Annotated in this window: 23 protein-coding genes, 5 tRNA genes and 1 riboswitch; of the genes, 4 read left to right on the top strand and 24 right to left on the bottom strand. The window is 53.0% G+C overall.

The annotated features are described in order from the left end of the window. Positions 1 to 147: 147 nt before the first annotated feature. The 6 genes from NST29_RS01385 to NST29_RS01360 all read right to left on the bottom strand — a co-directional run bounded on the left by NST29_RS01385 (position 148) and on the right by NST29_RS01360 (position 1,429). Positions 148 to 222 (bottom strand) — tRNA-Gln (locus tag NST29_RS01385). Positions 223 to 241: 19 nt separating this feature from the next. Continuing rightward, positions 242 to 317 (bottom strand) — tRNA-Asp (locus NST29_RS01380). Between the two features lie 30 nt (positions 318 to 347). Continuing rightward, positions 348 to 419: transfer RNA gene (locus NST29_RS01375), tRNA-Glu, on the bottom strand. Positions 420 to 435: 16 nt separating this feature from the next. After that, positions 436 to 528: transfer RNA gene (locus NST29_RS01370), tRNA-Ser, on the bottom strand. 7 nt (positions 529 to 535) lie between these two features. Next, a tRNA-Asn gene (locus tag NST29_RS01365) sits at positions 536 to 610 on the bottom strand. A 354-nt stretch (positions 611 to 964) separates the two neighbouring features. Further along, entirely contained in the window at positions 965 to 1,429 is a 465-nt protein-coding gene (locus NST29_RS01360) for a SprT family protein (RefSeq protein WP_033023684.1), read from the bottom strand. Between the two features lie 91 nt (positions 1,430 to 1,520). Between NST29_RS01360 and cmpA the strand changes: the two genes are divergently transcribed. Then, positions 1,521 to 1,634 (top strand): cortex morphogenetic protein CmpA, encoded by a 114-nt coding sequence (gene cmpA / locus NST29_RS01355; RefSeq protein ID WP_089135018.1) that lies wholly within the window; start codon positions 1,521 to 1,523, stop codon positions 1,632 to 1,634. 16 nt (positions 1,635 to 1,650) lie between these two features. Here the strand turns inward: cmpA and NST29_RS01350 are convergent, their stop codons facing one another. The 6 genes from NST29_RS01350 to acpS all read right to left on the bottom strand — a co-directional run bounded on the left by NST29_RS01350 (position 1,651) and on the right by acpS (position 8,128). After that, positions 1,651 to 3,816, bottom strand: coding sequence for a Tex family protein (locus NST29_RS01350; RefSeq protein WP_033023683.1), 2,166 nt, complete (start codon positions 3,814 to 3,816; stop codon positions 1,651 to 1,653). Positions 3,817 to 4,125: 309 nt separating this feature from the next. Next, positions 4,126 to 4,476 carry a type II toxin-antitoxin system endoribonuclease NdoA gene (gene ndoA, locus NST29_RS01345; RefSeq protein WP_003253417.1) on the bottom strand — a complete coding sequence of 117 codons (351 nt, stop codon included), beginning with the start codon at positions 4,474 to 4,476 and terminating at the stop codon, positions 4,126 to 4,128. Positions 4,477 to 4,480: 4 nt separating this feature from the next. Further along, positions 4,481 to 4,762: a hypothetical protein gene (locus NST29_RS01340; RefSeq protein ID WP_033023681.1), complete on the bottom strand. Its 282-nt coding sequence runs from the start codon at positions 4,760 to 4,762 to the stop codon at positions 4,481 to 4,483. Positions 4,763 to 4,876: 114 nt separating this feature from the next. Further along, positions 4,877 to 6,043, bottom strand: a complete 1,167-nt coding sequence (gene alr, locus NST29_RS01335; protein ID WP_033023680.1) for an alanine racemase — start codon at positions 6,041 to 6,043, stop codon at positions 4,877 to 4,879. A gap of 602 nt (positions 6,044 to 6,645) precedes the next feature. Further along, positions 6,646 to 7,659 carry an outer membrane lipoprotein carrier protein LolA gene (locus tag NST29_RS01330; RefSeq protein ID WP_033842623.1) on the bottom strand — a complete coding sequence of 338 codons (1,014 nt, stop codon included), beginning with the start codon at positions 7,657 to 7,659 and terminating at the stop codon, positions 6,646 to 6,648. A gap of 79 nt (positions 7,660 to 7,738) precedes the next feature. Beyond that, positions 7,739 to 8,128, bottom strand: a complete 390-nt coding sequence (gene acpS, locus NST29_RS01325; protein WP_033842624.1) for a holo-ACP synthase — start codon at positions 8,126 to 8,128, stop codon at positions 7,739 to 7,741. 106 nt (positions 8,129 to 8,234) lie between these two features. Here acpS and NST29_RS01320 point away from each other — a divergent pair, with 106 nt between their 5' ends. Next, positions 8,235 to 8,873, top strand: coding sequence for a rhomboid family intramembrane serine protease (locus NST29_RS01320; protein ID WP_051962575.1), 639 nt, complete (start codon positions 8,235 to 8,237; stop codon positions 8,871 to 8,873). A gap of 90 nt (positions 8,874 to 8,963) precedes the next feature. Here NST29_RS01320 and NST29_RS01315 read toward each other — a convergent pair whose 3' ends face one another. The 6 genes from NST29_RS01315 to NST29_RS01290 form a co-directional block, all read right to left on the bottom strand. After that, positions 8,964 to 10,367 (bottom strand): DEAD/DEAH box helicase, encoded by a 1,404-nt coding sequence (locus NST29_RS01315; protein ID WP_033023675.1) that lies wholly within the window; start codon positions 10,365 to 10,367, stop codon positions 8,964 to 8,966. A gap of 249 nt (positions 10,368 to 10,616) precedes the next feature. After that, positions 10,617 to 11,993: a UDP-N-acetylmuramoyl-tripeptide--D-alanyl-D-alanine ligase gene (gene murF / locus NST29_RS01310; RefSeq protein ID WP_339232599.1), complete on the bottom strand. Its 1,377-nt coding sequence runs from the start codon at positions 11,991 to 11,993 to the stop codon at positions 10,617 to 10,619. A gap of 6 nt (positions 11,994 to 11,999) precedes the next feature. Then, entirely contained in the window at positions 12,000 to 13,097 is a 1,098-nt protein-coding gene (locus NST29_RS01305) for a D-alanine--D-alanine ligase (protein WP_033023672.1), read from the bottom strand. Between the two features lie 153 nt (positions 13,098 to 13,250). After that, on the bottom strand, positions 13,251 to 14,393 hold the full coding sequence (locus NST29_RS01300; RefSeq protein ID WP_033023671.1) for a galactosyldiacylglycerol synthase: 1,143 nt from the start codon (positions 14,391 to 14,393) through the stop codon (positions 13,251 to 13,253). 12 nt (positions 14,394 to 14,405) lie between these two features. Continuing rightward, positions 14,406 to 15,002, bottom strand: a complete 597-nt coding sequence (locus NST29_RS01295) for a DedA family protein (RefSeq protein ID WP_033023669.1) — start codon at positions 15,000 to 15,002, stop codon at positions 14,406 to 14,408. A gap of 10 nt (positions 15,003 to 15,012) precedes the next feature. Next, complete coding sequence (locus NST29_RS01290) at positions 15,013 to 15,741, bottom strand: polysaccharide deacetylase family protein (RefSeq protein WP_033023668.1); 729 nt, start codon at positions 15,739 to 15,741, stop codon at positions 15,013 to 15,015. 170 nt (positions 15,742 to 15,911) lie between these two features. On the opposite strand from NST29_RS01290, the gene NST29_RS01285 reads away from it, so the two are divergent. Next, a complete protein-coding gene (locus NST29_RS01285; protein WP_033023666.1) occupies positions 15,912 to 16,325 on the top strand; it encodes a hypothetical protein in 414 nt (137 codons plus the stop codon). A gap of 42 nt (positions 16,326 to 16,367) precedes the next feature. Next, positions 16,368 to 17,438: an undecaprenyldiphospho-muramoylpentapeptide beta-N-acetylglucosaminyltransferase gene (locus NST29_RS01280; protein ID WP_033023665.1), complete on the top strand. Its 1,071-nt coding sequence runs from the start codon at positions 16,368 to 16,370 to the stop codon at positions 17,436 to 17,438. A gap of 372 nt (positions 17,439 to 17,810) precedes the next feature. Here the strand turns inward: NST29_RS01280 and NST29_RS01275 are convergent, their stop codons facing one another. The 6 genes from NST29_RS01275 to NST29_RS01250 all read right to left on the bottom strand — a co-directional run bounded on the left by NST29_RS01275 (position 17,811) and on the right by NST29_RS01250 (position 25,510). Further along, positions 17,811 to 18,632 carry an undecaprenyl-diphosphate phosphatase gene (locus NST29_RS01275; protein ID WP_033023663.1) on the bottom strand — a complete coding sequence of 274 codons (822 nt, stop codon included), beginning with the start codon at positions 18,630 to 18,632 and terminating at the stop codon, positions 17,811 to 17,813. A gap of 170 nt (positions 18,633 to 18,802) precedes the next feature. Continuing rightward, the gene (locus NST29_RS01270) at positions 18,803 to 19,726 is read right to left on the bottom strand and encodes an ROK family protein (RefSeq protein WP_033023662.1); all 924 of its coding nucleotides are present in this window, start codon (positions 19,724 to 19,726) and stop codon (positions 18,803 to 18,805) included. A gap of 386 nt (positions 19,727 to 20,112) precedes the next feature. Beyond that, entirely contained in the window at positions 20,113 to 21,108 is a 996-nt protein-coding gene (locus NST29_RS01265) for a sporulation protein (protein WP_033023661.1), read from the bottom strand. A gap of 67 nt (positions 21,109 to 21,175) precedes the next feature. Beyond that, complete coding sequence (ytaF, locus tag NST29_RS01260; RefSeq protein ID WP_033023658.1) at positions 21,176 to 21,814, bottom strand: sporulation membrane protein YtaF; 639 nt, start codon at positions 21,812 to 21,814, stop codon at positions 21,176 to 21,178. 106 nt (positions 21,815 to 21,920) lie between these two features. Next, positions 21,921 to 23,756 (bottom strand): APC family permease, encoded by a 1,836-nt coding sequence (locus NST29_RS01255; protein WP_033023657.1) that lies wholly within the window; start codon positions 23,754 to 23,756, stop codon positions 21,921 to 21,923. A 93-nt stretch (positions 23,757 to 23,849) separates the two neighbouring features. After that, positions 23,850 to 23,991: riboswitch (cyclic di-AMP (ydaO/yuaA leader) on the bottom strand. A gap of 181 nt (positions 23,992 to 24,172) precedes the next feature. Continuing rightward, the gene (locus tag NST29_RS01250) at positions 24,173 to 25,510 is read right to left on the bottom strand and encodes a TrkH family potassium uptake protein (protein WP_339232977.1); all 1,338 of its coding nucleotides are present in this window, start codon (positions 25,508 to 25,510) and stop codon (positions 24,173 to 24,175) included. Positions 25,511 to 25,566: the final 56 nt, after the last annotated feature.

The following is a 25,566-nucleotide window of genomic DNA, read 5'->3' as shown; positions in this document are numbered from 1 at the left end:
AACGATGTCCCTTCCTCTGCTAGCTGATCCAAGGATGCCGAGTGCGTCGAGGCAACTCGCAGTCAACTCGAAGATATATGGCTTGTTGTTGAGCTAATGAGCATGATAGGCCCTAAGCGAACAGCTTAGGTATGTATGAAAGAAGAATGGCTGGGCCAGCTGGATTCGAACCAGCGCATCACGGAGTCAAAGTCCGTTGCCTTACCGCTTGGCTATGGCCCAGCGAACTATTATGTTGTAATGGCGGTCCCGACGGGACTCGAACCCGCGATCTCCTGCGTGACAGGCAGGCATGTTAACCACTACACTACGGGACCGTGAATTCGCGGGAATCCCCGCGCTGCAAGTGACCCGTACGGGATTCGAACCCGTGTTACCGCCGTGAAAGGGCGGTGTCTTAACCACTTGACCAACGGGCCATGCAAATATGAGAAGTGGCGGAGAAGGCGGGATTTGAACCCGCGCGCCGTAAAGCCACGACCTAACGGTTTAGCAAACCGTCCCCTTCAGCCACTTGGGTACTTCTCCAAACAGATGGCTCCGCAAGTAGGATTCGAACCTACGACCTACCGGTTAACAGCCGGTTGCTCTACCGCTGAGCTATTGCGGAATAGTAGTCAAGAAACCTGTTCAAAACTTGCCCTGTTCCTTCCTCTCCAAGCATATCCAAGAAAGCTTAATACGTTAGGGTCACGCAAAGCATATTCGATGATGCGTAGGCTCATCGCTAGGCTGTTGTTTAATGATCACCGAAAGCGTTTCGAGCTCGCCTCGTTCTTTTCCAAGCAAACTCCGATGCCCCAACGATGTTCTTCACAAACTGACATTGTTTATTATATTGAGCAGTTTTTGATTTGTCAATATACTGTCGGGAAAAATCACTGATCGCCATTCGGCGACGGCTTTTATAATTTAGCATAGGATATTTAGGTTGTCAACCTTTTTTGAAAAGATTTTGCGCAGCTCACGAGCGCGCGCTTTGGACGAGCTCGAGTCGGCCGCGGCACCGACCGCAGACATAGCGGTCGGTGTTGATGCGTTTTTTGCGCTTGTAAGCTAAGCCGCACGATGTGCAGATGTATGTATGGATCACCTTGGCCGTTTTTGCTTTTTGTTCGAGCGGGCGGCAATAACGAGGGGCCCCGACTTTGGCCAACAGCTCGCGGAAGTCGCGGTCGCGATGGCGGTAGCCTTTCCCTTCCAGATGAAGATGGTAATGACATAGTTCATGTTTGATGATGGCAATGAGCTCTTCTTCGCCAAATCGGTCATAATGTTTTTTGTTCAGTTCAATGTTGTGCGTTTGCAACACGTAGCGCCCGCCGACCGTGCGAAGTCTTGGATTGAAGGAGGCGGTGTGGCGAAACGGTTTGCCAAATGCGCTTAGGGAAACTTCCTCCACGAGTGCTTGCAACTGTTTCTGATCCATTGGCAGGCGCCCCCTTTATGTTTTTGGCACAGGACAATGCCCAGATACATACATTATATACTACCTTTCCGTTGGTAGGGAGGTGACCGTTTTGCCTACATGGCTGAAAAACCAGATGAGACGAGCCTATTATGAGAAAAACCGCGATCAAATTAAGCTGTTAAACCAATGCTGGTTTTTTTATCGGAGAAAGCACTGCTCATGAAGCAGTGCTTCTCGCTTCACTTTTCTGGTGCTACCATCGATAAGGAAATTCTCCCTTTCGCCACGTCGACATGCTCGACCCACACTTTGACGACATCGCCGACGGAAACGACATCGAGCGGATGGCGCACGTATTGTTTGCTAAGTTTGGAAATGTGAACTAGACCGTCCTGTTTGACCCCGATGTCGACAAAGGCGCCGAAATCCACGACATTGCGCACTGTACCTTCAAGTTCCATGCCCGGTTGCAAGTCTTCCATTTTCAAAACGTCCTTGCGAAGCAGCGGCTTGGGTAGCTCATCGCGCGGGTCGCGCTCCGGACGGCATAAGGCGTCGATGATATCGCGCAACGTTAGTTCGCCGATGCCAAGTTCAGCTGCCGTTGCTTCGATGTCGATGGCTTGCAGCGCTTGGCGCAGTTCGCTGCTGCCAATGGCGTCGGTGGTAAATCCGGCCGTGTGCAAAAGCCGTTTTGCTTCCGCGTACCGCTCAGGGTGAATCGGCGTGCGGTCGAGCGGTTCTTCACCATCGAGAATGCGCAAAAAGCCGATGCATTGCTCGTACGTTTTCGCCCCAAGCCGCGGGATCGCTCTCAGCTCTTCACGGCTGCGGAATTTTCCTTGTTCTTCGCGGCGCTTGACGATGTTTTCGGCCACCGTTTTCGTCAGCCCTGACACGTAGTGAAGCAATGAAACGGACGCCGTGTTCACGTTGACGCCCACTTGGTTGACCACCGTCTCCACGACGAACTGAAGCGATTCGGCCAGCTTTTTCTGCGACACATCATGCTGGTACTGGCCGACCCCGACCGATTTCGGATCGATTTTTACCAATTCGGCCAGCGGATCTTGAACGCGGCGAGCGATGGAAACGGCACTCCGCTCTTCCACTTGCAAATCCGGGAATTCGGCGCGCGCAAGGTCGGAAGCGGAATAGACACTCGCCCCCGCCTCGTTGACGATGACATAAAAGATGTCCCGCTCCACTTCCTTCAGCACGTCGGCGACAAACTGCTCTGTTTCCCTTGATGCCGTTCCGTTGCCGATGGCGATCATGTCCACATGATAGTCAGCAAGCAAACGCAGAAGCTTTGCTCGCGCTTCTTCTTTCCGTTCTTGAGGCGGGTGCGGGTACATGACATCGATGCAGAGCAGCTTCCCCGTTTCATCGACGATAGCGAGTTTACATCCCGTGCGATAGGCCGGATCGATGCCAAGGACCGTTTTTCCTTTTAGCGGCGGCTGGAGAAGCAGCTTGCGCAAGTTTTCGGCAAAAATATGAATGGCCCGTTCCTCGGCCTTTTCCGTCAGCTCGTTGCGGATCTCGCGTTCGATGGCGGGTTCAAGCAGCCGCTTGTACCCGTCTTCCACCGCTTCCGCCACCAGCGCGGCGGCCGGAGAGGACGGATGGGTGACCGTTTTTCGCTGCAAATAGCGAACGATCTCCTCGACCGGCGCCTTGATCGAGACGCGCAGCACGCCTTCTTTTTCACCGCGGTTTAACGCTAACACACGGTGCGGAACTATTTTGCCGACAGGCTCTTCGTAATCATAATACATTTCATACACGCGCTTCTCGTCCTTTTCCGGCGCTTTGGCGGCCGAAGCGATCGTTCCTTTCCGCCATGTTTGCTCGCGTATCCATTGACGGAAGCCAGCATCATCGGCTACTCGTTCAGCGATAATGTCTTTCGCCCCTTGCAGCGCCTCACTAGCAGTCGCCACCCCTTTTTCAACATCAACGAACGCTTCCGCCTGCGCATCAGGCGTTGGGGACGGGGGGCAGGAAAGAAGCCAATCGGCAAGCGGCTCGAGCCCTTTTTCCTTGGCGATCGTTGCTTTCGTGCGCCGTTTTTGTCGGTAAGGGCGATACAGATCTTCGACTTGCTGCAGCTTCGTCGCCGCCATAATCTCGTTTTTTAACTCTTCCGTCAATTTCCCCTGCTCATCGATTAAGCGAATGACTTCTTCTTTGCGCTGTTCTAAATGCTGCAAGTACTCCCAGCGCTCAAGCACATCACGAATTTGCACCTCATCAAGCGCCCCGGTCATTTCTTTCCGGTAACGGGCGATAAACGGGATCGTGTTTCCTTCCTGGTGAAGCGTGATGACATTTTTAACGTGTGGCGCTGCCAGTTTCTGCTCGGCAGCAATCAGCGAAATGAGTTGCTGTTCAGTGGTCAAACGCTTCCCTCCTTTTATGTATAGAGAAACTCTAGCCGATGCACATGATAGCGATTGGCGATGTACTTCCCCCTTTATTATGTATGGAGAAACCGCGGGCTTCTCCATTCGCGGTGACAAAAAAAAGAGCTACTCAATCCGCAGCTTCTTGGTCAACTTCATATATACATAGAAGGACAGATCGCGATGGGAGCCCGATCTGCCCATCTCATCCACAGACCATTATCCAAGACCGATGCCGCACGTCAACGCCGCTTTCCCTCATCTTATTGGCCACAAAAACGCGTTGCGGTGGCAAGGCAACGAAGCTCAAAAGTCAATCAGCCCTAAACTGATTTGCAACGCTTCATCGACTTTATCCATCATTTCGTCATCCAAATGGGTGATTTTATCGGTCAGCCGTTGCTTATCGATCGTACGGATTTGCTCAAGCAAAATGACGGAATCGCGTTCAAACCCGTAACGCTTCGCGTCAATCTCCACATGCGTCGGCAATTTTGCCTTTTGAATTTGCGCCGTGATTGCCGCAACAATTACCGTTGGACTGAAGCGGTTGCCGATGTCATTTTGAATGACCAAGACGGGACGCACGCCGCCCTGCTCTGAGCCAACAACCGGGGAAAGGTCCGCAAAATACACGTCGCCACGTTTGACAATCAAAGCATTACCCCCCGCTAACTAAGCGTTCAACGGTGTGGTCGGCCTCGTATTCAGCATGAAACGCTTCAGAAGCGATAGATAAATTGATTTTTGCCATTTCCATGTAGCCTCGTCTCATCGCCTCGCGAATTTGCCGTTTTTTCCGCTCACGAATATACATTTTTGTCGCCTGATAAATCAGTTCATTGCGGTTGCCATTTTCCTGTTTGACAAGCACATCCAGCTCCGTCACCAGCGATTGCGGCAAGCGAACGATGATTTCCGTTGTTGCGCCCGATTCCGACACGAATATACACCTCCACGAACTGCAGCCATTCATTGCTTCCACTTCATGATACCATTAAACAACGGCGCTGCAAAGTCATTTCTTCGTTTTCTATCCTTTGTCTCCCGAAGCAAATTATGCATTCGTTCCCACGCGACCAACGGCATTTCTCACTTCCATTATACGCTTATTTCGGAAAAAAATACGGGGCACCCGATAGCTGATCAGGCAAGGCACCTCATAGTTGATCGTATCCAGATGGCGAGCGACGTCATCGACGGAAATGACTTCGTCCCCTTGGCGGCCGATCAACGTCACCTTCGTGCCGACCGGCAGCGACCCCGGGAGACGGATCATGCATTGGTCCATACAAACGCGGCCGACAATCGGCGCTTTTTTGCCGTCAACTAGCACATGAAAATGCTCTAGGCGGCGCAGCCAGCCATCGGCATAGCCGATCGGGATCGTGCCGATCCACTCTTCCGCTTGCGCCGTATACGTCGCTCCGTAGCTCACCTTTTCCCCCGGTTGCAGCTTTTTCACATGCACAAGGCGGCTATGGAGCGAGAACGCCTCCTTGAGCTCGTACGGGAGCAGCGGCTTGATGCTTGGCGATGGGGCGAGCCCGTACATCGAAATGCCGAAGCGGACCATATTGAACGCTCGATCAGGAAAGCGGAGCGTCGCGGCGCTATTGGCGCAATGAACGAGGGGCGGCCGAAACGGCAGCCACTCAAGCATCGATAAGAAACGATCGTACTGATACGAAAAATAGTCCGTATTGATTTCGTCGGCCGTCGCAAAATGTGTGTAAACTCCCTCAAGGATGAAATGCGGATGGCGTTCGATCAGCGCCGCCATTTGCTTCGTCTCCCGTTCATCCTTGACGCCAAGCCGTCCCATTCCCGTATCCATCTTTAAATGAAAATGAACCGGGGCAGAACCTTGATACAGCGCTGCTGCTTTTTCCAACCAATCCAAACGGAACACGGTGAGAGCAATGCGGTGTTCCGCAGCAAGGCTCACATCTTCGGGGCGAGACGCTCCGAGCACTAAAATAGGGGCGGCGAGGCCCTTTTTCCTTAGCGCGAGCGCCTCATCCAAAAAAGCGACAGCTAGGTAAGAGGCGCCGGCCTCCAGCGCGGTGTTCGCCACTTCAGCATCACCGTGCCCGTAAGCGTTTGCCTTGACGACCGCCATAATGTTCGTGCCCGTTGGCAAAAAACGGCGCAGATTGGCGACGTTGTCATAGATGGCGTCCAAATCGATTTCCGCCCATGTATCGCGATGAAAGTCGTCCATCCTTCTCTCGCTGCCTTTCCCTTAATAGCCGTTTTGTAAGCGTTTCAACGATTCTTAATCCTTTTTTAGTTTATCACGTTCTCCAAAAAGAAGGAATAGGAGGAGCCGCGAAAAAACGGCCTGCACGGAGGAAAATGTTGCAAAGGGCCGCTCCTTTCCCATTGCCTAGGGAGCGCAAACGATTCCCATCCTCTCTTGTTTCATTCCGTCCTCTCCTTGAACGGCCTTTCACCCTAGAAGGCCCGATTCCGGCCTAAGAGGCTGGCGATTGACTCGCGCAACCGCTTCTCGGAATCATTTCTCAAGTAGAGAAAACTTGCTGCAGCAGCCGCTATGTTCACGCGTTCCATCGCCGATTAAGGCCAACAGCGGTTTTTCACCAACGTTCTAAAAGGCTGGTGAAAAAACGGTTGTTTCTCTTGAACAATAGGGGAGCGTTTGCAAGCCGATCGATCTTGGATGGGACAGGGCTTTTCTATTTGAGTAACGAGGCTGGTAAGCGGCCTGTTTCCTTAAATCACCGCCCTTCTAAACCGCGGGCTGGAAAATAACAACAAGGCGGCCCCACGCCCGAAGCGGGGAATCCGCCTTTTCCAATGCCTCTATTTGGCTGCTTTTTCTTGCACCGAGCTGGCGACCATGATCATTTCTTCCGGCGTCAAATCGTCTGAAGCCAATGTAAATTCCACTCCATTATACGACCAAGTTAACGTCCTGTCGGTGAGAGCGCCGACCGTGAATCCTAAATCAACAGGATCGCCGTTAATGAGCACCGGCGTGCTTGTCGCCGGGAGCACTTCCGCTTTTTCTTGCACGAGGGTAAACGATTTTTGGCCGCCGAATGTCATAATCACCCGTGTGCCGTTTTCGTTTTTGATTTCTTTTTCTTCCAGCGCTTGAACGCCTTGCGGAAGGCGGCTTGGATACATCACGGCCATCCCTTGTCCGCTGCCCTCAGCCATCGTTGGTACTTCGAGGCGCGCCCCGGTCATATTTTTGGACGTATCAAACGCATCATCATCAAACGTTTTGTTGAATTCGACGTTCGAAAATTCCACGGTCAACAGCGCTTTTCGATCCGTGTCCATCACCTTGACCGAAACAGGTGCCAAATCTTTTTTGCGCAATGTAATTTCTTGTGTTGGAACGACCTGACTGTTTGGATAGTTCGTTTTCGTTTCGAACACGTAGTAGTCCTTCGTTGCCTTAAACTTCGCCTTCGAGTCGCTTAAAATGTCTTTGACGAGCGATTCGTACAAATAGGCTTGGCTGCTGTTTTTCGGCCAATCGCTGACAAACTTAAAACTTTTGTTGAGGGCGGGCGTAAAGACGAACACCCCTTCGTCGTTGCGCAAAATCATTTGGCTTTGCCCTTTGTCGGCGTTTTTCAAACTGACGCGGTAATACGCCGGCTGCTTATGCCATACTTCTACATGATATACTTGCGGCTTGGCCCCCGTGCGGAACGTCATTTTCGCTTCCGCTTGATAGCTCGTCATCTCTTCCATCTTTTCATCGAGCGCTTTCAGCACTTCCTCCTGTGATTTCGACCCGCAGCCAGCCAAAGCAAACAAAAAGATGATGCCGGCGAATGCCAAAAGGACTTTTTTGCCCATCGCTTCAACCCCTTTGCCTCATAGATCGGTTTCTGTCCATGCACTACAATATATGAGACAAAGTCCGGGAATATGCAGACTAGCCATGGCAAGCATCGAGCGGCTGGCCCGGTCTGAGACGCTCAATGATCACTTGGGCGACCGCGTAGTCGCGGCTGTGCGAAATGGACAAGTGCACCGCCTCACCGTCGCGGCGGGCGAGAATCCCCGGTTTCCCATTCTCATCGCAAACGATCTCGATATCGCGAAAGGACACCTTCTTGCCAATCCCCGTCCCAAGCGCTTTGGCATACGCTTCTTTCGCCGCAAACCGACCGGCGAGAAATTCCGTCTGCCGCGCGGTCGGCAACGCATCAAACTGCGCCTTTTCGCGCGGCGTCAAAATGCGCTCGGCGAATTTACGGCTGCGCTCAAGGAGCGACCGGATCCGTTCCAGCTCGACAATATCAATGCCGATGCCGATGATCATCGCCTTCCCTCCTCTTCTTTCTTTGGACAAATGTTTTCATGACGCGTCGCATAAAATGGTTTCATAGAAATGCCATTTCATTTTCACTAAGAAGGGAGACAAATCCGTGTTTCTTCCCGCAAACGATAGTCGCACATTGATCCGCCTTTGCCCGGCCGTTGCCGCGCTGCTGTGCGCCCATATCGCGCTATGGCTGCTGTTCGCCCTGCCCATCGCAACGCTCGAACCGGTTTGGCAGTATACCGTCGGAACAAACGGCGCCATTCTCCGTGGAGAATATTGGCGGCTTGTCAGCCCGATCGTGCTGCACCGCGATTTCAGCCATATGGCAGCCAACAGCCTTTCGTTGTACGTATGCGGTCCATGGCTGGAACGCGCGCTCGGAACGAGACGATTTTTCGCCCTTTACCTCGCGGGCGGCATCGGCGCGAATATCGCCACCGTCTTGTTCATGCCGCCAATGTATACACACGTCGGGGCATCGGGTGCCATTTTCGCTTTATTTGGCATGTATAGCTATCTCGCTTTGTTTCGCCGCGAGGCAATCGCCCCCCGATATGCCCAGCTGCTGCTGGCCGTCATCGCTGTGAATCTGGCGCTTGCTTTGACAAGGCCCAACGGAAATTTGCTGGCCCATTTGTTCGGCTTCACCACCGGCGGGCTGCTCGCCCCGTTTTTGGCTGTCCGCCTTGACCCACCGCCCCTCCTTTGGCTCCATACGCCGAAACGAAATCGTCTTTTTTGATCGTGTTCACCAACAGAGCGCCACCTCGGACGGGGGAAAAGCGCTCGAAGAACGCGGCGGTTTCCGGCCACGGGCATAGAAAAACGGCGCTTAATGCGCCGTCATCCGCCGTTTTTTCGTCCGGCTGCGCGTCGAGCTGTCCGGGCGACCGCCTCGCTTTTTCTCCCGTTTGACCGCCAAAGGCGGCTCTTCCGTCAGCTTCACCGGCGTCGTGTCCGGTTCGCGCGTCAACATTTTCAAACAAGCGGCGACGATCGTCACCGAATCGTGCTCCTCAAGCAACTCTTCCGCCGCCCGTTTGTAAAACGATAAGTTTTCGGTTTCAACAACGTTCAACAGCCGTTCAATGGCAACGCGCTGTTGGCCCTCGAGCGCCTCATCGAGCGTCGGCGGCTTCATGCGCTCCATTTTCCGCTTCGTCGTCCGTTCAATATGGTGAAGCTGTCCGATTTCCCGCGGCGTGACAAACGTCATCGCCATCCCGGTCTTGCCTGCGCGCCCGGTGCGCCCGATTCGGTGAACGTAGCTTTCCGGGTCTTGCGGAATGTCAAAGTTGTACACGTGCGTGACGCCGGAAATATCGAGCCCGCGCGCCGCCACATCGGTCGCGACCAAAATTTCAATCGTTCCTTCCTTAAACTTGCGCAGCACCGACAGCCGCTTCGCTTGGCTTAAATCGCCGTGAATGCCTTCCGCCGCATAGCCGCGCAAGTTGAGCGCTTCGGCGAGCTCGTCAACGCGCCGTTTCGTGCGGCCAAACACGATCGCCAGCTCCGGCGCTTGAATATCCAGAAGCCGCGTCAAAATGTCAAATTTCTTTTTCTCGTGCACTTCCAAATAGTATTGCTGGATGTTCGGCACGGTCATTTCTTTTGCTTTCACTTTGACGAGCTCCGGTTCGTTCATGAACCGCTCGGCAATACGGCGGATCGGATCCGGCATCGTCGCCGAAAACAGCAGCGTCTGCCGCTCGGTCGGCACATGGCTTAAAATCGCCTCGATATCTTCAATAAAGCCCATGTTGAGCATTTCATCCGCCTCGTCAAGCACGACCGTATGCACGTGATCGAGGCGCAGCGTTCCGCGCTGAATATGATCGATGATGCGGCCCGGCGTGCCGACGATGACGTGTGGATGCTTTTTCAAGGCGCGAATTTGCCGTTCAATATCTTGGCCGCCGTAAATCGGCAAAACGCGCACCCGCTTGACGGCGCCGATTTTATACAGTTCTTCTGACACTTGGATGGCCAGCTCGCGCGTCGGTGCGACGACGAGCGCCTGGATGGCGCCGTTTTTCACGTCCACTTTTTCCACGATCGGAATGCCAAACGCCGCCGTCTTCCCCGTTCCGGTTTGCGCTTGGCCGATCACGTCTTTATTTTGCAGGCTGAGCGGGATCGTTTTCGCTTGAATCGGGGTCGTTTCTTCAAATCCCATTCGCTCAATGGCTTTCATGACTTCTTGGCTTAATCCTAATTCTTGAAATGTCGTCAATGTTATTCAAACTCCCTTAATCCAAAATCGTCCCTTTTGTTCGTGAGAAAGGTTTGACAGTTATCATACCATGTTATGCAGCGATTTGCAATGTTGGGCGTCCGCGGCGGGCAAAAATGTTCCCCCCCTCGGGTCGATGAATGCAGCGGGCGATGCTATAACAGGCGCAGCGGGCGAAGGTCACAAAAGCGGTCGATGAGACTTACAGCCACGCCCCCCTGCTCTTCATTTCTTTGCGCCGACTCGGCGCTACTCCCAACAGCCAAGCAGCTCTTCCAATTTCATGCCGCGCGATGCTTTCAACAACACAATATCATCCGGAGAGGCAATCGATAGCACGGCCTCGGCCAGTGCCGTCTTATCGTCAAACGCCGTTACACGTCCTTGGCCAAAAAACGGCGCGGCGGCCTTGGCAATATGGCGCGCCAACGGTCCGTAAGTGAACACATAATCCACCATTTGCGGCCGCAGCATTTCCCCGATTTCTCGGTGGAACGCAACTTCTTGGTCGCCGAGTTCGAGCATATCGCCCAATACCGCGATTTTGTGCCGATAACCATCCAGTTCTCCAAGCAGCAGCAACGCAGCGCGCATCGATGTCGGGCTGGCGTTGTAAGCGTCATTAATCACTGTAAAGCCGCGTTTCGTTCTCACTACTTCCGTACGCATGCGCGTCACTTGCAAACGGGAGAGAGCGGCGTCAATCTCCTCCCAGCTGATGTCAAAAAAGCGGGCCACGGCAATGGCAGCGAGCGCATTGTATACGTGATGTTTCCCCAATACCGGCATAAACAGCGTCCGGCCGGGGAGGGCGTTCACCGCGAATGACGTGCCCCCCGCTTCGATGCGCACCGCTGTCGGATAATAATCGTTTTCCTCGCTCTCCCCAAACGTGACGACGTGACGGGGCAGCGGCAAATGCGGCACCCGTTCGGCTAAAAGCGGCTCATCGCCGTGATAAACGAACAACCCATCGCGATGCAAACCGGCGACAATTTCGAGTTTCGCCTTGGCGATTCCTTCTCGCGACCCAAGCTCTTGCAAGTGCGCTTCACCGATGTTCGTGATGACGGCGGCGTTCGGCCGAGCGATCATCGTAAGCCGCTCAATTTCGCCAAACCCGCTCATTCCCATCTCCACGACGGCGATGTCTGTCCCTTCCTCCAGGGCAAGCAGCGTGAGCGGCACACCGATATGATTGTTCAAGTTCCCTTCCGTTTTTTGCACGCGATAGCGGGTCGAAAGCAAAGCGGCAAGCATGTCTTTCGTCGTCGTTTTGCCGTTGCTGCCGGTGACGCCGACTACGTGTAGACCGAGCTGTTCGCGATAGCGGGCAGCAAGCCGTTGCAGCGCCGTCAATGTATCGTCGACAACGATGACCGGAACCCCTTCCGGCGGCTCCCCCTCCGCTGCCGTCCATAAGACGGCGGCCGCTCCCTTCTGCACCGCTTCTTTCACAAACGCGTGGCCGTTAAACGTCTTGCCGCGCAACGGGACGTACAAATTGCCGGCCGCAATCGTCCTCGTGTCGGTCGATACCCCAGAGGCGACAATGTCTTCCCACTCTGGCTGGGGACAACGGCCGCCGGTCATCGCGGCAATCTCTCGCACCGTCCGTTTCATCATCGGCTCTCACCCTCTTTTTCGTTCCAATGTGTATGAAATCGTCTGTTTTTCTTGATGCCGTTCCAACGCCAGCGCAATGAGGCGCTCGATCAGCTCCGGATATGACACGCCGCTATGCTTCCAAAGGAGCGGGAACATGCTGTATGGCGTAAATCCCGGCATCGTATTGACTTCGTTAATGTACACCGTGCCGTTCTCAGCAAGGAAAAAGTCAACGCGTGCGAGCCCGGATAAATCAAGGGCCCGAAACGCCGTTAACGCCATCGACCGGATCGTTTCATACTGTTCCTCCGTCACAGCGGCGGGAATAATCAGCTCCGTTTGCCCATCTTCATACTTCGCTTCATAATCATAAAATTCCTTTTTCGGCACAATTTCTCCGACAACGGAACAAACCGGCTCGTCGTTCCCGATCACGCCAATCTCAATTTCTCGGCCGACAATGGCTTCCTCAATAATAATTTTCCGATCATACGTAAACGCCTCAGCAAACGCCGTTTTTAACTCATCGCGCCGCTTGCACTTCGAAATACCGACGCTCGAACCGGCGTTGGCCGGCTTGACAAAGCACGGATAGCCGAGCGCCTGTTCAACCCGGTCATACACCGCCTCGCCGCCTTGGTTCCATTCGTATTTTGTCACTGCCACATACTTCGCTTGGCGCAGCCCAGCTTGGGCAAACAAGTTTTTCATCACCACTTTATCCATCCCGACGGCAGAGGCGAGCACCCCATTGCCGACGTACGGAAGGTTGAGCATTTCCAGCAGCCCTTGCACCGTTCCGTCTTCGCCGTTTGGTCCGTGCAAAAGCGGGAAAATGACATCGATCGCTTCCTCTTGGCCACCCGCATCCGATGGTTGGACTTGGTTCAAAGACACCGGGATCATCGCGGTAGCGTCTGACACAAATTGGAGCTGCTTGACTTCCTCGACCGGACCCGTCAGCGGCTCTCCTTTAATCCATTTCCCTTCCGGCGTAATATAAATGGGAACTACAGCAAATTTATGAGGATCGATCGCGTTCATCACCGCCATGGCCGTTGACAGCGACACTTGATGTTCAGGCGATTTGCCCCCGTATAACACGCCTACTCTCGTTTTCATCATCGTTCCTCCTCATTTCTTTAGCCATCGTTGTCTATTGTAACACGGTTCACATCCAACGGTCTGATATTTTATTATGTGCGGCGTGGGTTGTTTCGCCACACCTCCATCTTTCCAAAAAACGCCATCCAACTCCTGTCAGATGGCTTCTCATTACGGACGCAACACCCGCCAAGCCACGCGTTGCGGCATCGCGGCCACCATTTCGGTAAGCGCCTCTTGCGCCGTTTTTTCCAACCCAGCGAAATAGTCTGAGACACGCCGGAAAAAGCGGTTTTTCTCGACATCGTCGGTCAGCAGCCGCAACATCTCCTGTTCGACTTGTTCCGGTCCGCTCAAATGGTAAATGAGGCCGTTTCGCTGCAAGTATTGCAAATTAATGCGCTCTTGCCCAGGCAGGCAATCGACCGCAAAGATCGGAATGCGCTTATGAAGCAGTTCGCTGACGGTTACCCCGCCCGGTTTCGTCACCACCGCATCCGCATCATCGTACAGCCGGTTCATCTCCTCAGGGTCGGTGATGTACGGAAGCGGGCGAATGTGGGGCAGCTGCCAGCTGGCGATTTCTTCGTACAGTTGGCGATTGGCGCCGCATAACACAGAGTAGCGGAACCGAGCCGATGTCCGCGCCGCCTGTAAGAAGGCCATCATATTGCCGAGCCCTTGGTTTCCGCCAGCGACAAGCACGTGAGCAGGCTGCCGTTTTCGCCGCCCCTCGGCACGGTTCATAAACACATCATGGACCGGAATGCCTGTCACAACAATGCGCGCCGGATCGAGTCCGTATGTCGTCATCAGCTCCCATTTGGCTTCTTGATGGGGAACAAAATGGTAGTCAATGAATCGTTTTCCCCATACGCTGTTCATAAAAAAGTCCGTATAGACGTTTACTACGGGAACGGCCAAGGCTCGTTTCCGCTTCAGCCGCTGCAAAATGCGTGATGGAAACGAATGGGTACAGACGATAAGATCTGGACGCTCTTGCTCCACCATCTTTTTCATCTTGTTCTCGAAGTAAGGAAGCCATGGCTCGAACGGCATCAGCTCAAACCGTGACAACTCTTGGTACATGAGCGTTTTGTACAAGCGGTGATACGAACCGGGATGCGAGCGAATCCAGCGCAAATATGCCTCCGACACCATCTTTTCCATCAGTTCATTGCAATAGCTCAAAAAATCGATCTTTTTGCTTTCAACCGCCGGAATTTGCCGTTGTAAAAAATCGATCAGCGTATCGGCCACTTTATGGTGGCCGGTATTCATTTGAAACAGCGGCAAAAACAACACTTTCATCATCGATCGCACCCTTTAGCTCTCCATAGATTTTTTTCGCCTCCGCTGTCCGACCCATGCCGCAAGCAAAAACAGCAAAAACAATCCCAATCCAGCGAGCGGGAAGGAAGCGAGGGGGAGATGGAGATGCCGGCCGAGCAGCTGTCCAGCCAACGTTAAAGGGATGACCCATCCGGCTGTCCCGACCGTAGCCAACCATAAAAACGTCCGAAACGGGAGACGGCTCACCCCCGCCATATACGGGCAGATTTGCCGCACCCCTGGGGCATAGCACCCGAACAAAATGCCCCATTTTCCACGGCGGCGAAACCAAAGCTGGGCCTGTTCCCACCGCTCCTTCGTAATCCCTACATATTTCCCGTATTTTTGCACAAACGGAGCTCCCCACCATCTCCCAGCCCCATACGCGGTCACCATGCCGGCCATCGTTCCGCCCCAGCACGAAGCGATCGTCGGCCAAAACAGCAGCTGCTCTTTGGCAATCATGACTCCAACAAGAAAAAGCAAACTCTCCTCGGGCGCCGGAATGCCAACGATGCCGCAAAACAAAAGCAAAAACAACATCACATACCCGTACGACTGAACATACGGCAACCATACGCTCGTATCCATAGCTCCCCCATTACATCGACAGCATTTGTTGATTAGTTTGCGCGTTTCTCAAGTCTGTAATCGTCACCCAGCGCATCTTTTTCACCGTTTCATCCTTCAGCAGCAGCTCAAGAGCGGCCAGCATCTGCTCCGGAGCGCGTTGATCCGCGCCTAAAGCATCACCGTTGTCATGCAATACGATCACAGCTCCACCGCGCACAGCCGCCCGCAATCGATGGAACAATTCCATTGTACCCAATTTCTCGTTCCAATCACCAAGAATATGCGACCATAACACGGTAACATATCGCTTTTGCACAATGGGCGTCCAAGCGTTAAAATGGCCCCATGGTGGCCGATAATACAAGGGACGCTGCCCGGTCGCCCGCTCGATCGCCGCAGCGGTCCGCCGCAACCCTCGGTCGAGCCAAAACGGTGGAAGCAGCCAATTGCTGATATGACGGTAATTATGCAAACCGACTTCGTGCCCCTCTTCCACCATCCGCCGCACGATCTCTGGATGGCGCTCCACTTTTCGACCGACGACAAAAAAGGTCGCTTTCACTCCATATTTCTTTAATAAATCAAGCAGCTTTGGCGTATAATACGGGTCAGGGCCATCATCAAACGTCAAAGCGAGGCAGTCAGGCGCCGTTCCTTCACGAAACAAACGCACCCGCTTTTTGCGAATGACGATCGTCGGCACAACCCCATAACTAACGATTCCAACCAACCAACAACCAACCAGCCATGCCAACATCTCGTCTTCACCCCTTGATAGTACTTTACCAATATTTCGCGTCTTTGAAAATAGGAGACTAGCCAATCACTGTTTAATAAATCGTTAGAAGAATAGTAAAAAACTGTCGTCACGCACCAATCGGAGGCATTTTCATCAGAACAATCGCTGTGTCTGCAGGAGGTTCGCTAATGGAAAAATTGCATGGGCAGCGCGATCTCCCCTCCACCCAACAAATGAAAATCTCGCGTCAGCCCGGCATTTTAGAAATGAAATCACCGGTATTTCACACCAAATCGCCATTCTTCTCGAAGGCTGGTGAAAAACGCCGATCGTTCCTAGCTAACGCCCAATCTCGTCAACTGAGAAGCGAACGACACCAAGTTGCTTCATTTGAAAACCTTAGCGATGAAGCGAGCGGCTCCTTTCATTACCACGAAGTCGCCTTGCCCATTCCTCCTGCTCAATACGAAATGCACCGCTCTCTGGTTTCCTCCATCAGCGGCGGGAAATTTGCTATAATGACAGATGGGCACGATATGTTGGGGCGGGAATTTCCGCTAGCGGGCCTTGGCTGCGGAAACTTTCTGCCTCTCGGCGCCTAGAATGGCATAGGTTCATTTTGCCAACAAGACAGGTGATGTGTGTTGCGAAAAAAAATCGTTTTAACCGGCGGCGGCACGGCTGGACATGTCATGGTCAACGTCGCCCTCATCCCGAAGCTGAAAGAGCTTGGGTGGGAAATCGTGTACATCGGATCCCATCAAGGTATTGAACGTGAGATTATCGGCCGCATCGACGGCGTTCCGTACTATCCGGTGTCAACCGGAAAGCTGCGCCGTTATTTTGATTGGAAAAACTTTAAGGACCCGTTTCACGTCTTAAAAGGGATTTGGCAAGCGTATCGCTTAATCCAAAAAGAAAAGCCGGCGGTCGTATTCTCCAAAGGTGGGTTCGTCTCCGTTCCCGTCATTCTCGGCGCTTGGCTAAACGGCGTTCCGTCCGTCATTCACGAGTCTGATTTGACGCCCGGCTTGGCCAACAAAATCGCCATGCCGTTTGCGACAAAAATTTGCCTGACCTTTCCGGAAACAAAGAATCATGTGCAAGCTGACAAAGCGGTGTACGTCGGCGCCGTCATCCGCGAAGAGCTGAAACACGGAAGCGCGGAGCGAGGGCGACGCCTTTGCCGATTTGCGGGAAAAAAACCGGTGCTGCTCGCCATGGGGGGCAGCTTAGGCTCAAAAACGATCAACGATGCATTGCGCGCCTGCCTGCCCGCGCTGCTGAGCGAATTTGACATCGTCCACATCTGCGGAAAAGGCAACGTCGATTCAAGCCTAGTAGGCCAACAAGGCTACCGACAGTTCGAATACGTCAACGAAGAGCTGCCTGACCTGTTGGCCTTGGCCGATCTCGTCGTCTCCCGCGCCGGCGCGAACGCCATTTTCGAACTGCTGGCCTTGCGCAAGCCAATGTTGCTCATCCCGCTCTCAAAAGCCGCCAGCCGCGGTGACCAAATCTTAAACGCTCGCTCATTTGAAAAAGCGGGTTATGCAGCCGTGTTAATGGAAGAAGACTTGACAGATGAATCATTGCCAGCGGCCATTCGCCGCCTGTACGAAAACCGAGACCGCTACCAGCAAAACATGGAACGGTCCGGCAACAACGATCCGCTGCAAACGCTTCTTTCTGTCATTGAAGATACCGCCCGCTGATCAAAAGAAGGCGATGCCTCACACCGCTATTGGCCGTTGCTGGGCATCGCCTTCCTCCCTCCTCGAATGGGCTTCCTCATCGTTAACGCCTTCCCGTCTAACGGATCACGTCAACATCGAGCCAAACCGGAAGAGAAACTTCATTCGAAACGAGCGGTGATATATTTCCACCACCTACGCCGACGCTTAGGGGCGGGGACTCGGGTCATCGCGTCTATCGACAGGAAGTGGACCGAGCCACTCCCGTGTGCCCCACGGTTCGACAGCCCGTTAGACCACACCTAACTGTTTCAAGCCTTTCTTTTTTGAGACGGAACCGAAATTCATCTCCCTTTTTTGTTTAGAAGTGGGAGACTTCTTCCGTTGGTTAAGTTAAAAATACAAGAAATAAATGACCGCCGCCAAGACAATGCGGTACACCGCAAACGGCACGAGACGGATGCGGTTAATCAGCTGCAAGAAAAAGCGGATCGCCAGCAAGGCAAAGACGAAAGCGCTCAAAAAGCCGGCGATGAAAAACGGAATATCGGCGGCGCTGACATATTGCCAATTTTTCAAGAGCGACAGGCCGCTCGCCCCCGCCATGATCGGCACTGCCATAATAAACGTGAAATCGGCGGCAGCGCGATGGCTCATACCGGCGAGCACCCCGCCAGCAATCGTCGATCCGGAGCGGGAAAACCCCGGCCATAAGGACAAACATTGCACGAGACCAACAAAAAACGCCTGCTTGTACGTGATTTCGTCGACCGTCCGCGCCCGCGCCGCCTTTTTGGCGAATTGGTCGGCAACGATCATCAACAGCGCGCCAAGCACTAAGCCGATGAGCACCGTTTTCGTTGAAAACAAATGTTCATCGATATAGTTTTCAAACAATACGCCGAGCACCCCGGCCGGGAACAGACCGATGATGACATGAAGCAGCGTCAGCCGCGGCTTCCCACCCGGATGACGGCCACGAACGCCGAGCAAATCCAAAAACCGGTCTTTAAACACCACAACGGCAGCCAAAATGGAGCCGAGCTGAATGACGACTTTAAACGTATTGGCGGCGTATTGGCCTAAAAACTCCGTCGACTTCAACCAAAGATCGTCGACAATAATCATATGGCCGGTGGAAGAAACGGGAGCGAACTCTGTCAATCCCTCCACCATTCCTAAAATGACGGCCTTCCACAACTCCATCCATTGCATCTTTGTCCATCCTTTCTGCGCGGAAATCGTCTGTTTCCATATATATGGGCCAAGCGGCAAAATAGCACGGCCTGTTCGGCCACGCCTGCTCTATTGTACTATAAATCATCTGTTTCTACTACCCGCGCCGTTCATTGGCTGGACAAAGACGGAGCCATCATGCATGCCCGTTACGCCGGCGGCAGTTCCCCGCGCCGCTGCAAATAGTGGTACAACGCCCCAAGCAAATTGGCATCATTTTTGAAGTGACACTTTTCAATGACCGGCTTCACTTTGGCAAACGGCACGGCTGCGAGCAAGAGGGAAAGCCGCCGTTCAATCTGTTCGATAAAGTCCGGACGATTGCTGACGGCGCCGCCGAGAACGATTTTTTCCGGGTCATAGGCGTACTGCAAATTAAAAATGCCATGGGCGAGTGAAAAATAAAACCGGTCCACTGCCTTTTGGGCGGCGGCATTCCCTTCATCGGCCAGCGCAAACACCTTTTCCCCATTCAGTTCGCCTTCTGGCACTCCCATGTCCGCCGCGGCCATGCGCACAAGCGCGCTCGTTGCCCCTAACTCGCTCCACGTTTTTCCTTTCACCGTCCCATCTTCATAGCAAACGGCCATCAACATATAGCCAAATTCTCCGCCATGCAAATGAGCCCCTTTATGAATGCGGCCGTCTTTTACGACCGCTCCCCCGATGCCGGTGCCGACGACGACAAAGGCGACATCGCGATGATGCTTCGCCGCTCCTTTCCAAAGCTCACCGAGCGCGGCGCAATTCGCGTCGTTTTCCAATTCAATCGGCAGTCCCGTCTCACCGCCGAACACTTCTTTGAAATTGGGGCCATGAATGCAAGGCAACGCGCTGCTTCCACCGATGATGCCGCTCTCACTGTCCACTCCCCCCGGACAGCTCATCGCCATGCCTTGAATCGAATAATTCGTTCGGACTTGACGGACAACAGCCAACAGATCGGCTTTAAACTTGGCAAAATCATGCCGTTCGGAAGGATAGCTTCCTTTCTCCAAAAAATCTCCTTGACGGTTCATCACCGCATATTTGACATACGTTCCACCGACATCAAAGACGATATATTGAGGCATCCATCCCACCCCTATTCGGCTTGCTTCCATTGGCTGTATTGCCTAGGAGGCCGGTGAAAAATCGTTGTTTGCCTTGATCGATGATGGAACGCTTGAACATAGAATCTGATGCAACCAGTTTTTCTGCTTGAGAAACGATTCTGAGAAGCGTTTGTGCGAGTAAATCACCCGCCCCCCTAGAAAGCCGGTGAAAAACCGCTGACACACACCAATCAGCGGCATGTTCATTCAGAAAAGAAAGCTGATTCTACAAGATTTCTCTCATTGAGAAATGGATGGAATCAGCATTATTTTCCACTAAATCACCGGCCTCCTAAGAGGAAACGGTTCCCATTGCCCAAGCCTAGCAACGCAAAGAAGACAAAGCGAACTGCGTTGCGCCGCCGTTACAGCCAATCCCCGCCGTCAAAGCCATCGCCACCGTCAAACCAATCATCAGCATCGATTCCATCCGCGACATCGTCGGCAACATCATCGATCACATCATCGAGCAGCTCCTCGGCGATCATTCCCGTCAACATTCCGGCCGCAAAGCCGCCAATGGCTCCCGCCCATCCTGATCCGCCATGATGTGGGCGAGAAACGGGTGGCACGTGGCTGCCCGAATGACCATAGAACGGCGAAGACGACAATGGCCAATGATGCGGCTCCAACGAATCGATCGCGCCAGCCGCTTGCACCGTTTCTTCAAGGGCGTCCCGGATCAGGCGGACCGCGGTCTCAAGATCATGCAGCGACTCCAACGGGAGAAACAATTCCCGCTTCATCTCCCGTTCCCCACCGGCACGATGGCAAACGTCCACTTCCATATGCAGACGCACGCCTTCCGTCTCAACAAGGGCCAAAAACTCTACTTCTTGAACTATTCCATGAAATTCGCCTGTTGGGAAAAACGAAAATTCCTGCCCATATCGTGTAATGCGCCCAGAGACCGGCTTCTCGCGAAACCCAAGCGCTGCAAACGCCGCGAACGTTTGCTCAAGCGCTGGTGGCGGCAAGATTTCAATAGCATCTTCGTCGTACGCATCCGCCCCATTGGCAATATCAAGACGAGTGACGAACGTATAACGGACCGTGGGACGGCTGATCGGCAAATGGAGTGGGAGTTTGTAGGCAAACGGCAGTTTTTTTCGCTCCCCAGGCTGAATCGTAAACGAGGACGCGACCGGAATCACCGCTGCCGTCTGGCGATACCCCTTCCCTTCCGCTTGCATTTCCAATTCCAGCAAAACGTCCAAGGCACGGACGTGCTGCGCAACGGAACCGCCTTCCAACCAAAATTCGCCTTCCAATGTTTCACCGAGGTGCACATGGGGACGGTGCAACATGAGATCCACTTTCGCGCCACCGATGCCAAATTTCGTTAAAAACCGTTTCCACATCGACTCTCTCTCCTTTCCCTTTTCCCTAGTTCCATCCTTGAATTACGAATGAATCGGTTTAACGGTGTCATCGAAAGAACTTCACCACTCCTAAAACAATGAGCACAAAGCCAGGTACCACGTTCGCCTTTTTCATGATTTTCGTTTTTGAGGCTAAACGCCCGAGCGACAAGCCAGCACGAATCAGCGCGAGAGTAAACAACCCAACCAGCAAGGCAAAAGAAAGCGCGGGAAGATGCAAAAGCGATGAGCTGATTCCGGCGCCAAACGCATCCGTTGACAAGGCCAATCCGATCAACAATGCCTCTTTTTGGCTGATCGTTCCCGAACGGTCTAAATCCCCCTGCTCAGGCCGTTTCAACACTTGAACGGCGCCGTTCAGTCGGCCGGCCACCGCGCTGCCGCCGTCTTCCGCCAATCCTTCCCTTCGCTCCTCCTTTGAACGATAAACGTGATAAACCGCCCAACCGCCAAGACCAATGAGAATGACTGAAGCAAGTCCGCGTTCAACCTGCCTCGGCAACAGAAGCGCCAGCCACTCGCCGATGTGCATGGAAGCAAACACTACCACTCCAGACATCAATGAAATGAGCGTCAATGAAAGAAAGGGAAAACGGATCCCCCTCATCCCATATGAAATCCCCACACTCAAACTGTCCATGCTCACGCTCAAAGCCAACCCCATCATCGATACCCATAACCACATTCAAATCCCCCCTTGCCGTAAAATATGCAATCCAGTACGGCAAGGGGAATGTCATCCCCTTCGACACGAATCGATTTCCGGGGAAATACTTCCTCTTTTCTCGACATTATTCCCGCAAATGATACGGCAATGTCGCGATGACGACATCTTTTTTCATAATGAGAACAAAGCGTAAAATGATTGCGGTTTGGTTATGCAAAAACGTATGCCACCATTTTTTCACAACAAATTGTGGCAAGAGTACTGTCACCGGCGCTCGATCAGCTTCTTTTTCTGTTCGCGTAATATACTCAAGCAGCGGCGATAAAATCGTTCGATACGGGGAATAGATGATGGTCAACGGGATGTCTGGATAAAACGTCTCCCATTTCTGCCGCAGTTTTTGTTCGTCTTTTTCGTCGAAAATGATCGACAAAGCGGTAATGTCATCAGAAATGCTGCGGGCGTACTGAACGGACTGGTCGACTACTTTGCTGACGCCGGAAATCGGAATAATAACTTTTGGTTTCCATATTTTTTTGGGACGTTGCCACTCCCGTTCGTCCAAGCGCAGCTGCTTGCCGAGTTTTTTGTAGTGTTCATGAATTCGGATGAACATCCAGACGAACAGCGGAATCGCCACAATAACGATCCACGCCCCTTGCGCAAATTTAGCGACCATCGTGACAATCGTCACCATTCCGGTGACCACCGCTCCCATTCCAACGGTAAACAGCACGCCGATCTTCCGTCCTTCTTCCCGATTCCATAATTTTTTCATCAGCCCGCTCTGACCGATGGTAAAGGAAAGAAAGACACCAACCGCGTAAAGCGGGATGAGCGAATGCGTTTCGGCATGAAAAATAACGATCAACAAAATCGCCAGCACGCTCAATAAAATAATACCGTTGGAAAACACGAGGCGATCCCCTCGGGCCGCCAAGCTTCGCGGCAAAAATCCGTCTCTCGCCATGATCGACGTCAGCTGTGGAAACCCGGCAAAACTCGTATTGGCGGCAAGCACTAAAATCAGCATCGTTGTCAGCTGGAACAAGTAAAACAAAAGTCCATTTCCGAAGACGTGACGTCCAATTTGCGAAATCACCGTCTGGTGCTCAGCCGGTGTCACACCAAATCCAGCTGCCAGCACTGTGATGCCTAAAAACATCGTGCCGAGCAGCAAGGACATCCATCCCATCGTAATGGCGGCGTTTTTCGAGCTGTCGGGCCGGAACGCCGGCACGCCGTTACTGATTGCTTCGACTCCCGTCATGGCCGAACATCCCGAAGAAAAAGCGCGCAACAAAAGAAACCAACTGTACCCCGATGCGAACATATGGGCTGTCGATGCATGCTCCTGCCTCGTGAACCCATGCCACCCTTCCTGCCACAATTGCCATCCACCGGCTGCGATCATCATGAGAACAAAACCGATAAATACGTATGTGGGATAGGCAAAAACCGTCGCCGATTCGGTGATGCCGCGCAAATTCAAAATCATCAATCCCAAAACAAAGGCGACAGCGACCTCTACTTTCCACGGCAGCAGCCCCGGAAAAGCCGATGTCAACGCGGCGACGCCGGAGCTGATGCTGACGGCGACCGTCAAAATATAATCGATCATGAGCGCCGCCCCGGCCACTAAACTAATTTTCGTCCCTAAATGATCGCGTGCGACCACATACGCCCCTCCCCCGGACGGAAAGGCGTAAATGATTTGCCGGTAGGAGAGGGTCACCAGCAGCAGCAACACTAAAATCGCTACCGCAATGGGAAGCGAGTAGAAAAAGACGCTCGTTCCTAACAGCGCCAACACCAACAAAATTTCTTCGGTCGCGTAGGCTACCGATGACAGCGCATCCGATGAAAAAACAGCTAACGCTTTCCATTTTGGCAATTTTTCATGTTTTAACTGTTTCGTTTCCATCGGTTTGCCGATTACCCATCGTTTCAGCGAAGCCATGTCTTCAATTCCTCCTTGCCATGTCTGTCAGCCAAAAAGAAAAAACCGCCGAGGACGCACTCAGCGGCTAAAAGCAGCCGAAAAACATACTCGTCCCTCCCCAAAAAGCGCTTGCGGAGTTCGCTGTCGGGTTCGGGCTTGGAGAGATGCCCTTCCTGTTCGGATTCACCCCCAGTAACGAAACCGTTACAACGTTGGGCTCCTCGCTCCGTCATGGATTCAGCGCCTAGTTACTGGTGCTCTTGTTTTCATATCGTACTCCTCGTCCTTCATGCGGTAAACAAGAAAAATCGGCAACTAATGACGATTTTTCGCTGCTTTCGGTCATTTTTCCTTGCCGGGCGAACGATCGCTCACGTTCTCTTTGTTTTTCTTTTGCTCACTCCCTCAGGCGTTTATTTGTATTATTCCCGCCGTTATCCGATCATCATTCTCCCTTTCGGATAACGGAACGGATCGGGCTGACGGCGCAACGTCACCGCATAGGCGATCGTCAGCGGGCCGACGCGGCCGGCAAACATCGTCAAAATGATGACCATTTTCCCTAACGGAGACAATTCCGGCGTCAACCCCATTGACAATCCGACGGTCCCAAACGCCGATGTCGCCTCGAATAAAATCATTAAGAAATCTTTGCCGCTCTCGGTCACCGTCAGCACCATCGTGACCAACATGACAACGAACAATCCGCTCATCGTCACCGTCAGCGACTTGTATACCGTATCGTAAATGATGCGGTTGCGAAACAGCACGACATCTTCCTTCCCGCGGATTTGCGACCATACGGCGCCAAGCAAGGTCGTGAACGTTGTCGTTTTAATTCCTCCGCCCGTCGAGCCCGGCGAGGCGCCGACAAACATAAGGAAAATGATGAGAAACAAGGTCGGCTGCGTCAAATCGGGGATGTTGAGTGTGTTCGAACCTGAAGTTCGCGGTGTCACCGCCTGATAAAAGGCAGACAACAACTTGCCTGACAGCGACAGCGGTCCCATCGTTTTCGGATTGTTCCACTCCAGCAACAAAATCAACGCCATGCTGGCCAGCAGGAGCCAGCCGGTCGTCACAACGACCACTTTCGTGTGAAGGGAAAGGCGGCGTGTTTGCCGATATTCGTATACTTCGTTCATGACGATGAAACCGATTCCCCCTAAAATGATCAGCAGCGGCACGACCAGGCTGACGACCGGGTCATCTACATACCCGGTCAAACTGCGAAATTCGCCCATTAAATCAAAGCCGGCGTTGTTAAAGTTGGAGATCGCATGAAAAAAGCCGAAATAAATCGCCCGGCCGACCGGCATGTCCAACGCAAACCGAAGCGAAAGCAACACGCCGCCCACGCCTTCAATCACGATGGTGAAAATAAAAATGCGTTTCACCAATCGAACGATGCCCTCAATCGTCAACTGGTTCAGCGCCTCTTGCAGCAAGAGCCGCTCTTTCAGCGAAATGCGCTTGCCGAGCAAAAAGGCAAACAATGTCGCAAACGTCATAAACCCGAGCCCGCCAACTTGGATTAATGCCAAAATGACAAGTTGACCGAACAGGGTGAACGTCGTTCCTGTATCCACAACGACTAGGCCGGTGACGCACGTCGCTGACGTCGCGGTAAACAGCGCGTCCAAAAACGGCAGCCCTTTTCCGTTGACCGTCGCCATAGGAATCGTCAGCAGCAGCGCCCCTGCCAGAATAATGAGCGCGAACCCTAGCACGAGAATTTTTGGCGGATCCAAAAACGCGCCTTTTCGCTTCATCATCCCATCACCTTCCCTCTACTTTATTCAAGGCAGCGGACCGCATATAGAAAAAC

The organism is Geobacillus sp. FSL W8-0026 (genome assembly GCF_037966255.1).
GTDB classification, from domain to species: Bacteria; Bacillota; Bacilli; order Bacillales; family Anoxybacillaceae; genus Geobacillus; species Geobacillus icigianus.
This window is presented reverse-complemented; position numbering and strand designations above follow the sequence as displayed.

Coding starts and splice junctions, on each gene's coding strand:
- NST29_RS01360 (WP_033023684.1), bottom strand. CDS start 1,429: ATGGATCAGAAACAGTTGCAAGCACTCGTGGAGGAAGTTTCCCTAAGC.
- NST29_RS01285 (WP_033023666.1), top strand. CDS start 15,912: ATGGAAAAATTGCATGGGCAGCGCGATCTCCCCTCCACCCAACAAATG.
- NST29_RS01275 (WP_033023663.1), bottom strand. CDS start 18,632: ATGCAATGGATGGAGTTGTGGAAGGCCGTCATTTTAGGAATGGTGGAG.
- NST29_RS01290 (WP_033023668.1), bottom strand. CDS start 15,741: ATGTTGGCATGGCTGGTTGGTTGTTGGTTGGTTGGAATCGTTAGTTAT.
- NST29_RS01270 (WP_033023662.1), bottom strand. CDS start 19,726: ATGCCTCAATATATCGTCTTTGATGTCGGTGGAACGTATGTCAAATAT.
- NST29_RS01300 (WP_033023671.1), bottom strand. CDS start 14,393: ATGATGAAAGTGTTGTTTTTGCCGCTGTTTCAAATGAATACCGGCCAC.
- NST29_RS01305 (WP_033023672.1), bottom strand. CDS start 13,097: ATGAAAACGAGAGTAGGCGTGTTATACGGGGGCAAATCGCCTGAACAT.
- NST29_RS01330 (WP_033842623.1), bottom strand. CDS start 7,659: ATGGGCAAAAAAGTCCTTTTGGCATTCGCCGGCATCATCTTTTTGTTT.
- NST29_RS01265 (WP_033023661.1), bottom strand. CDS start 21,108: ATGTGGAAACGGTTTTTAACGAAATTTGGCATCGGTGGCGCGAAAGTG.
- alr (WP_033023680.1), bottom strand. CDS start 6,043: ATGGACGACTTTCATCGCGATACATGGGCGGAAATCGATTTGGACGCC.
- murF (WP_339232599.1), bottom strand. CDS start 11,993: ATGATGAAACGGACGGTGCGAGAGATTGCCGCGATGACCGGCGGCCGT.
- NST29_RS01295 (WP_033023669.1), bottom strand. CDS start 15,002: ATGGATACGAGCGTATGGTTGCCGTATGTTCAGTCGTACGGGTATGTG.
- NST29_RS01250 (WP_339232977.1), bottom strand. CDS start 25,510: ATGAAGCGAAAAGGCGCGTTTTTGGATCCGCCAAAAATTCTCGTGCTA.
- NST29_RS01255 (WP_033023657.1), bottom strand. CDS start 23,756: ATGGCTTCGCTGAAACGATGGGTAATCGGCAAACCGATGGAAACGAAA.
- ytaF (WP_033023658.1), bottom strand. CDS start 21,814: ATGTGGTTATGGGTATCGATGATGGGGTTGGCTTTGAGCGTGAGCATG.
- acpS (WP_033842624.1), bottom strand. CDS start 8,128: ATGATCATCGGCATCGGCATTGATATTGTCGAGCTGGAACGGATCCGG.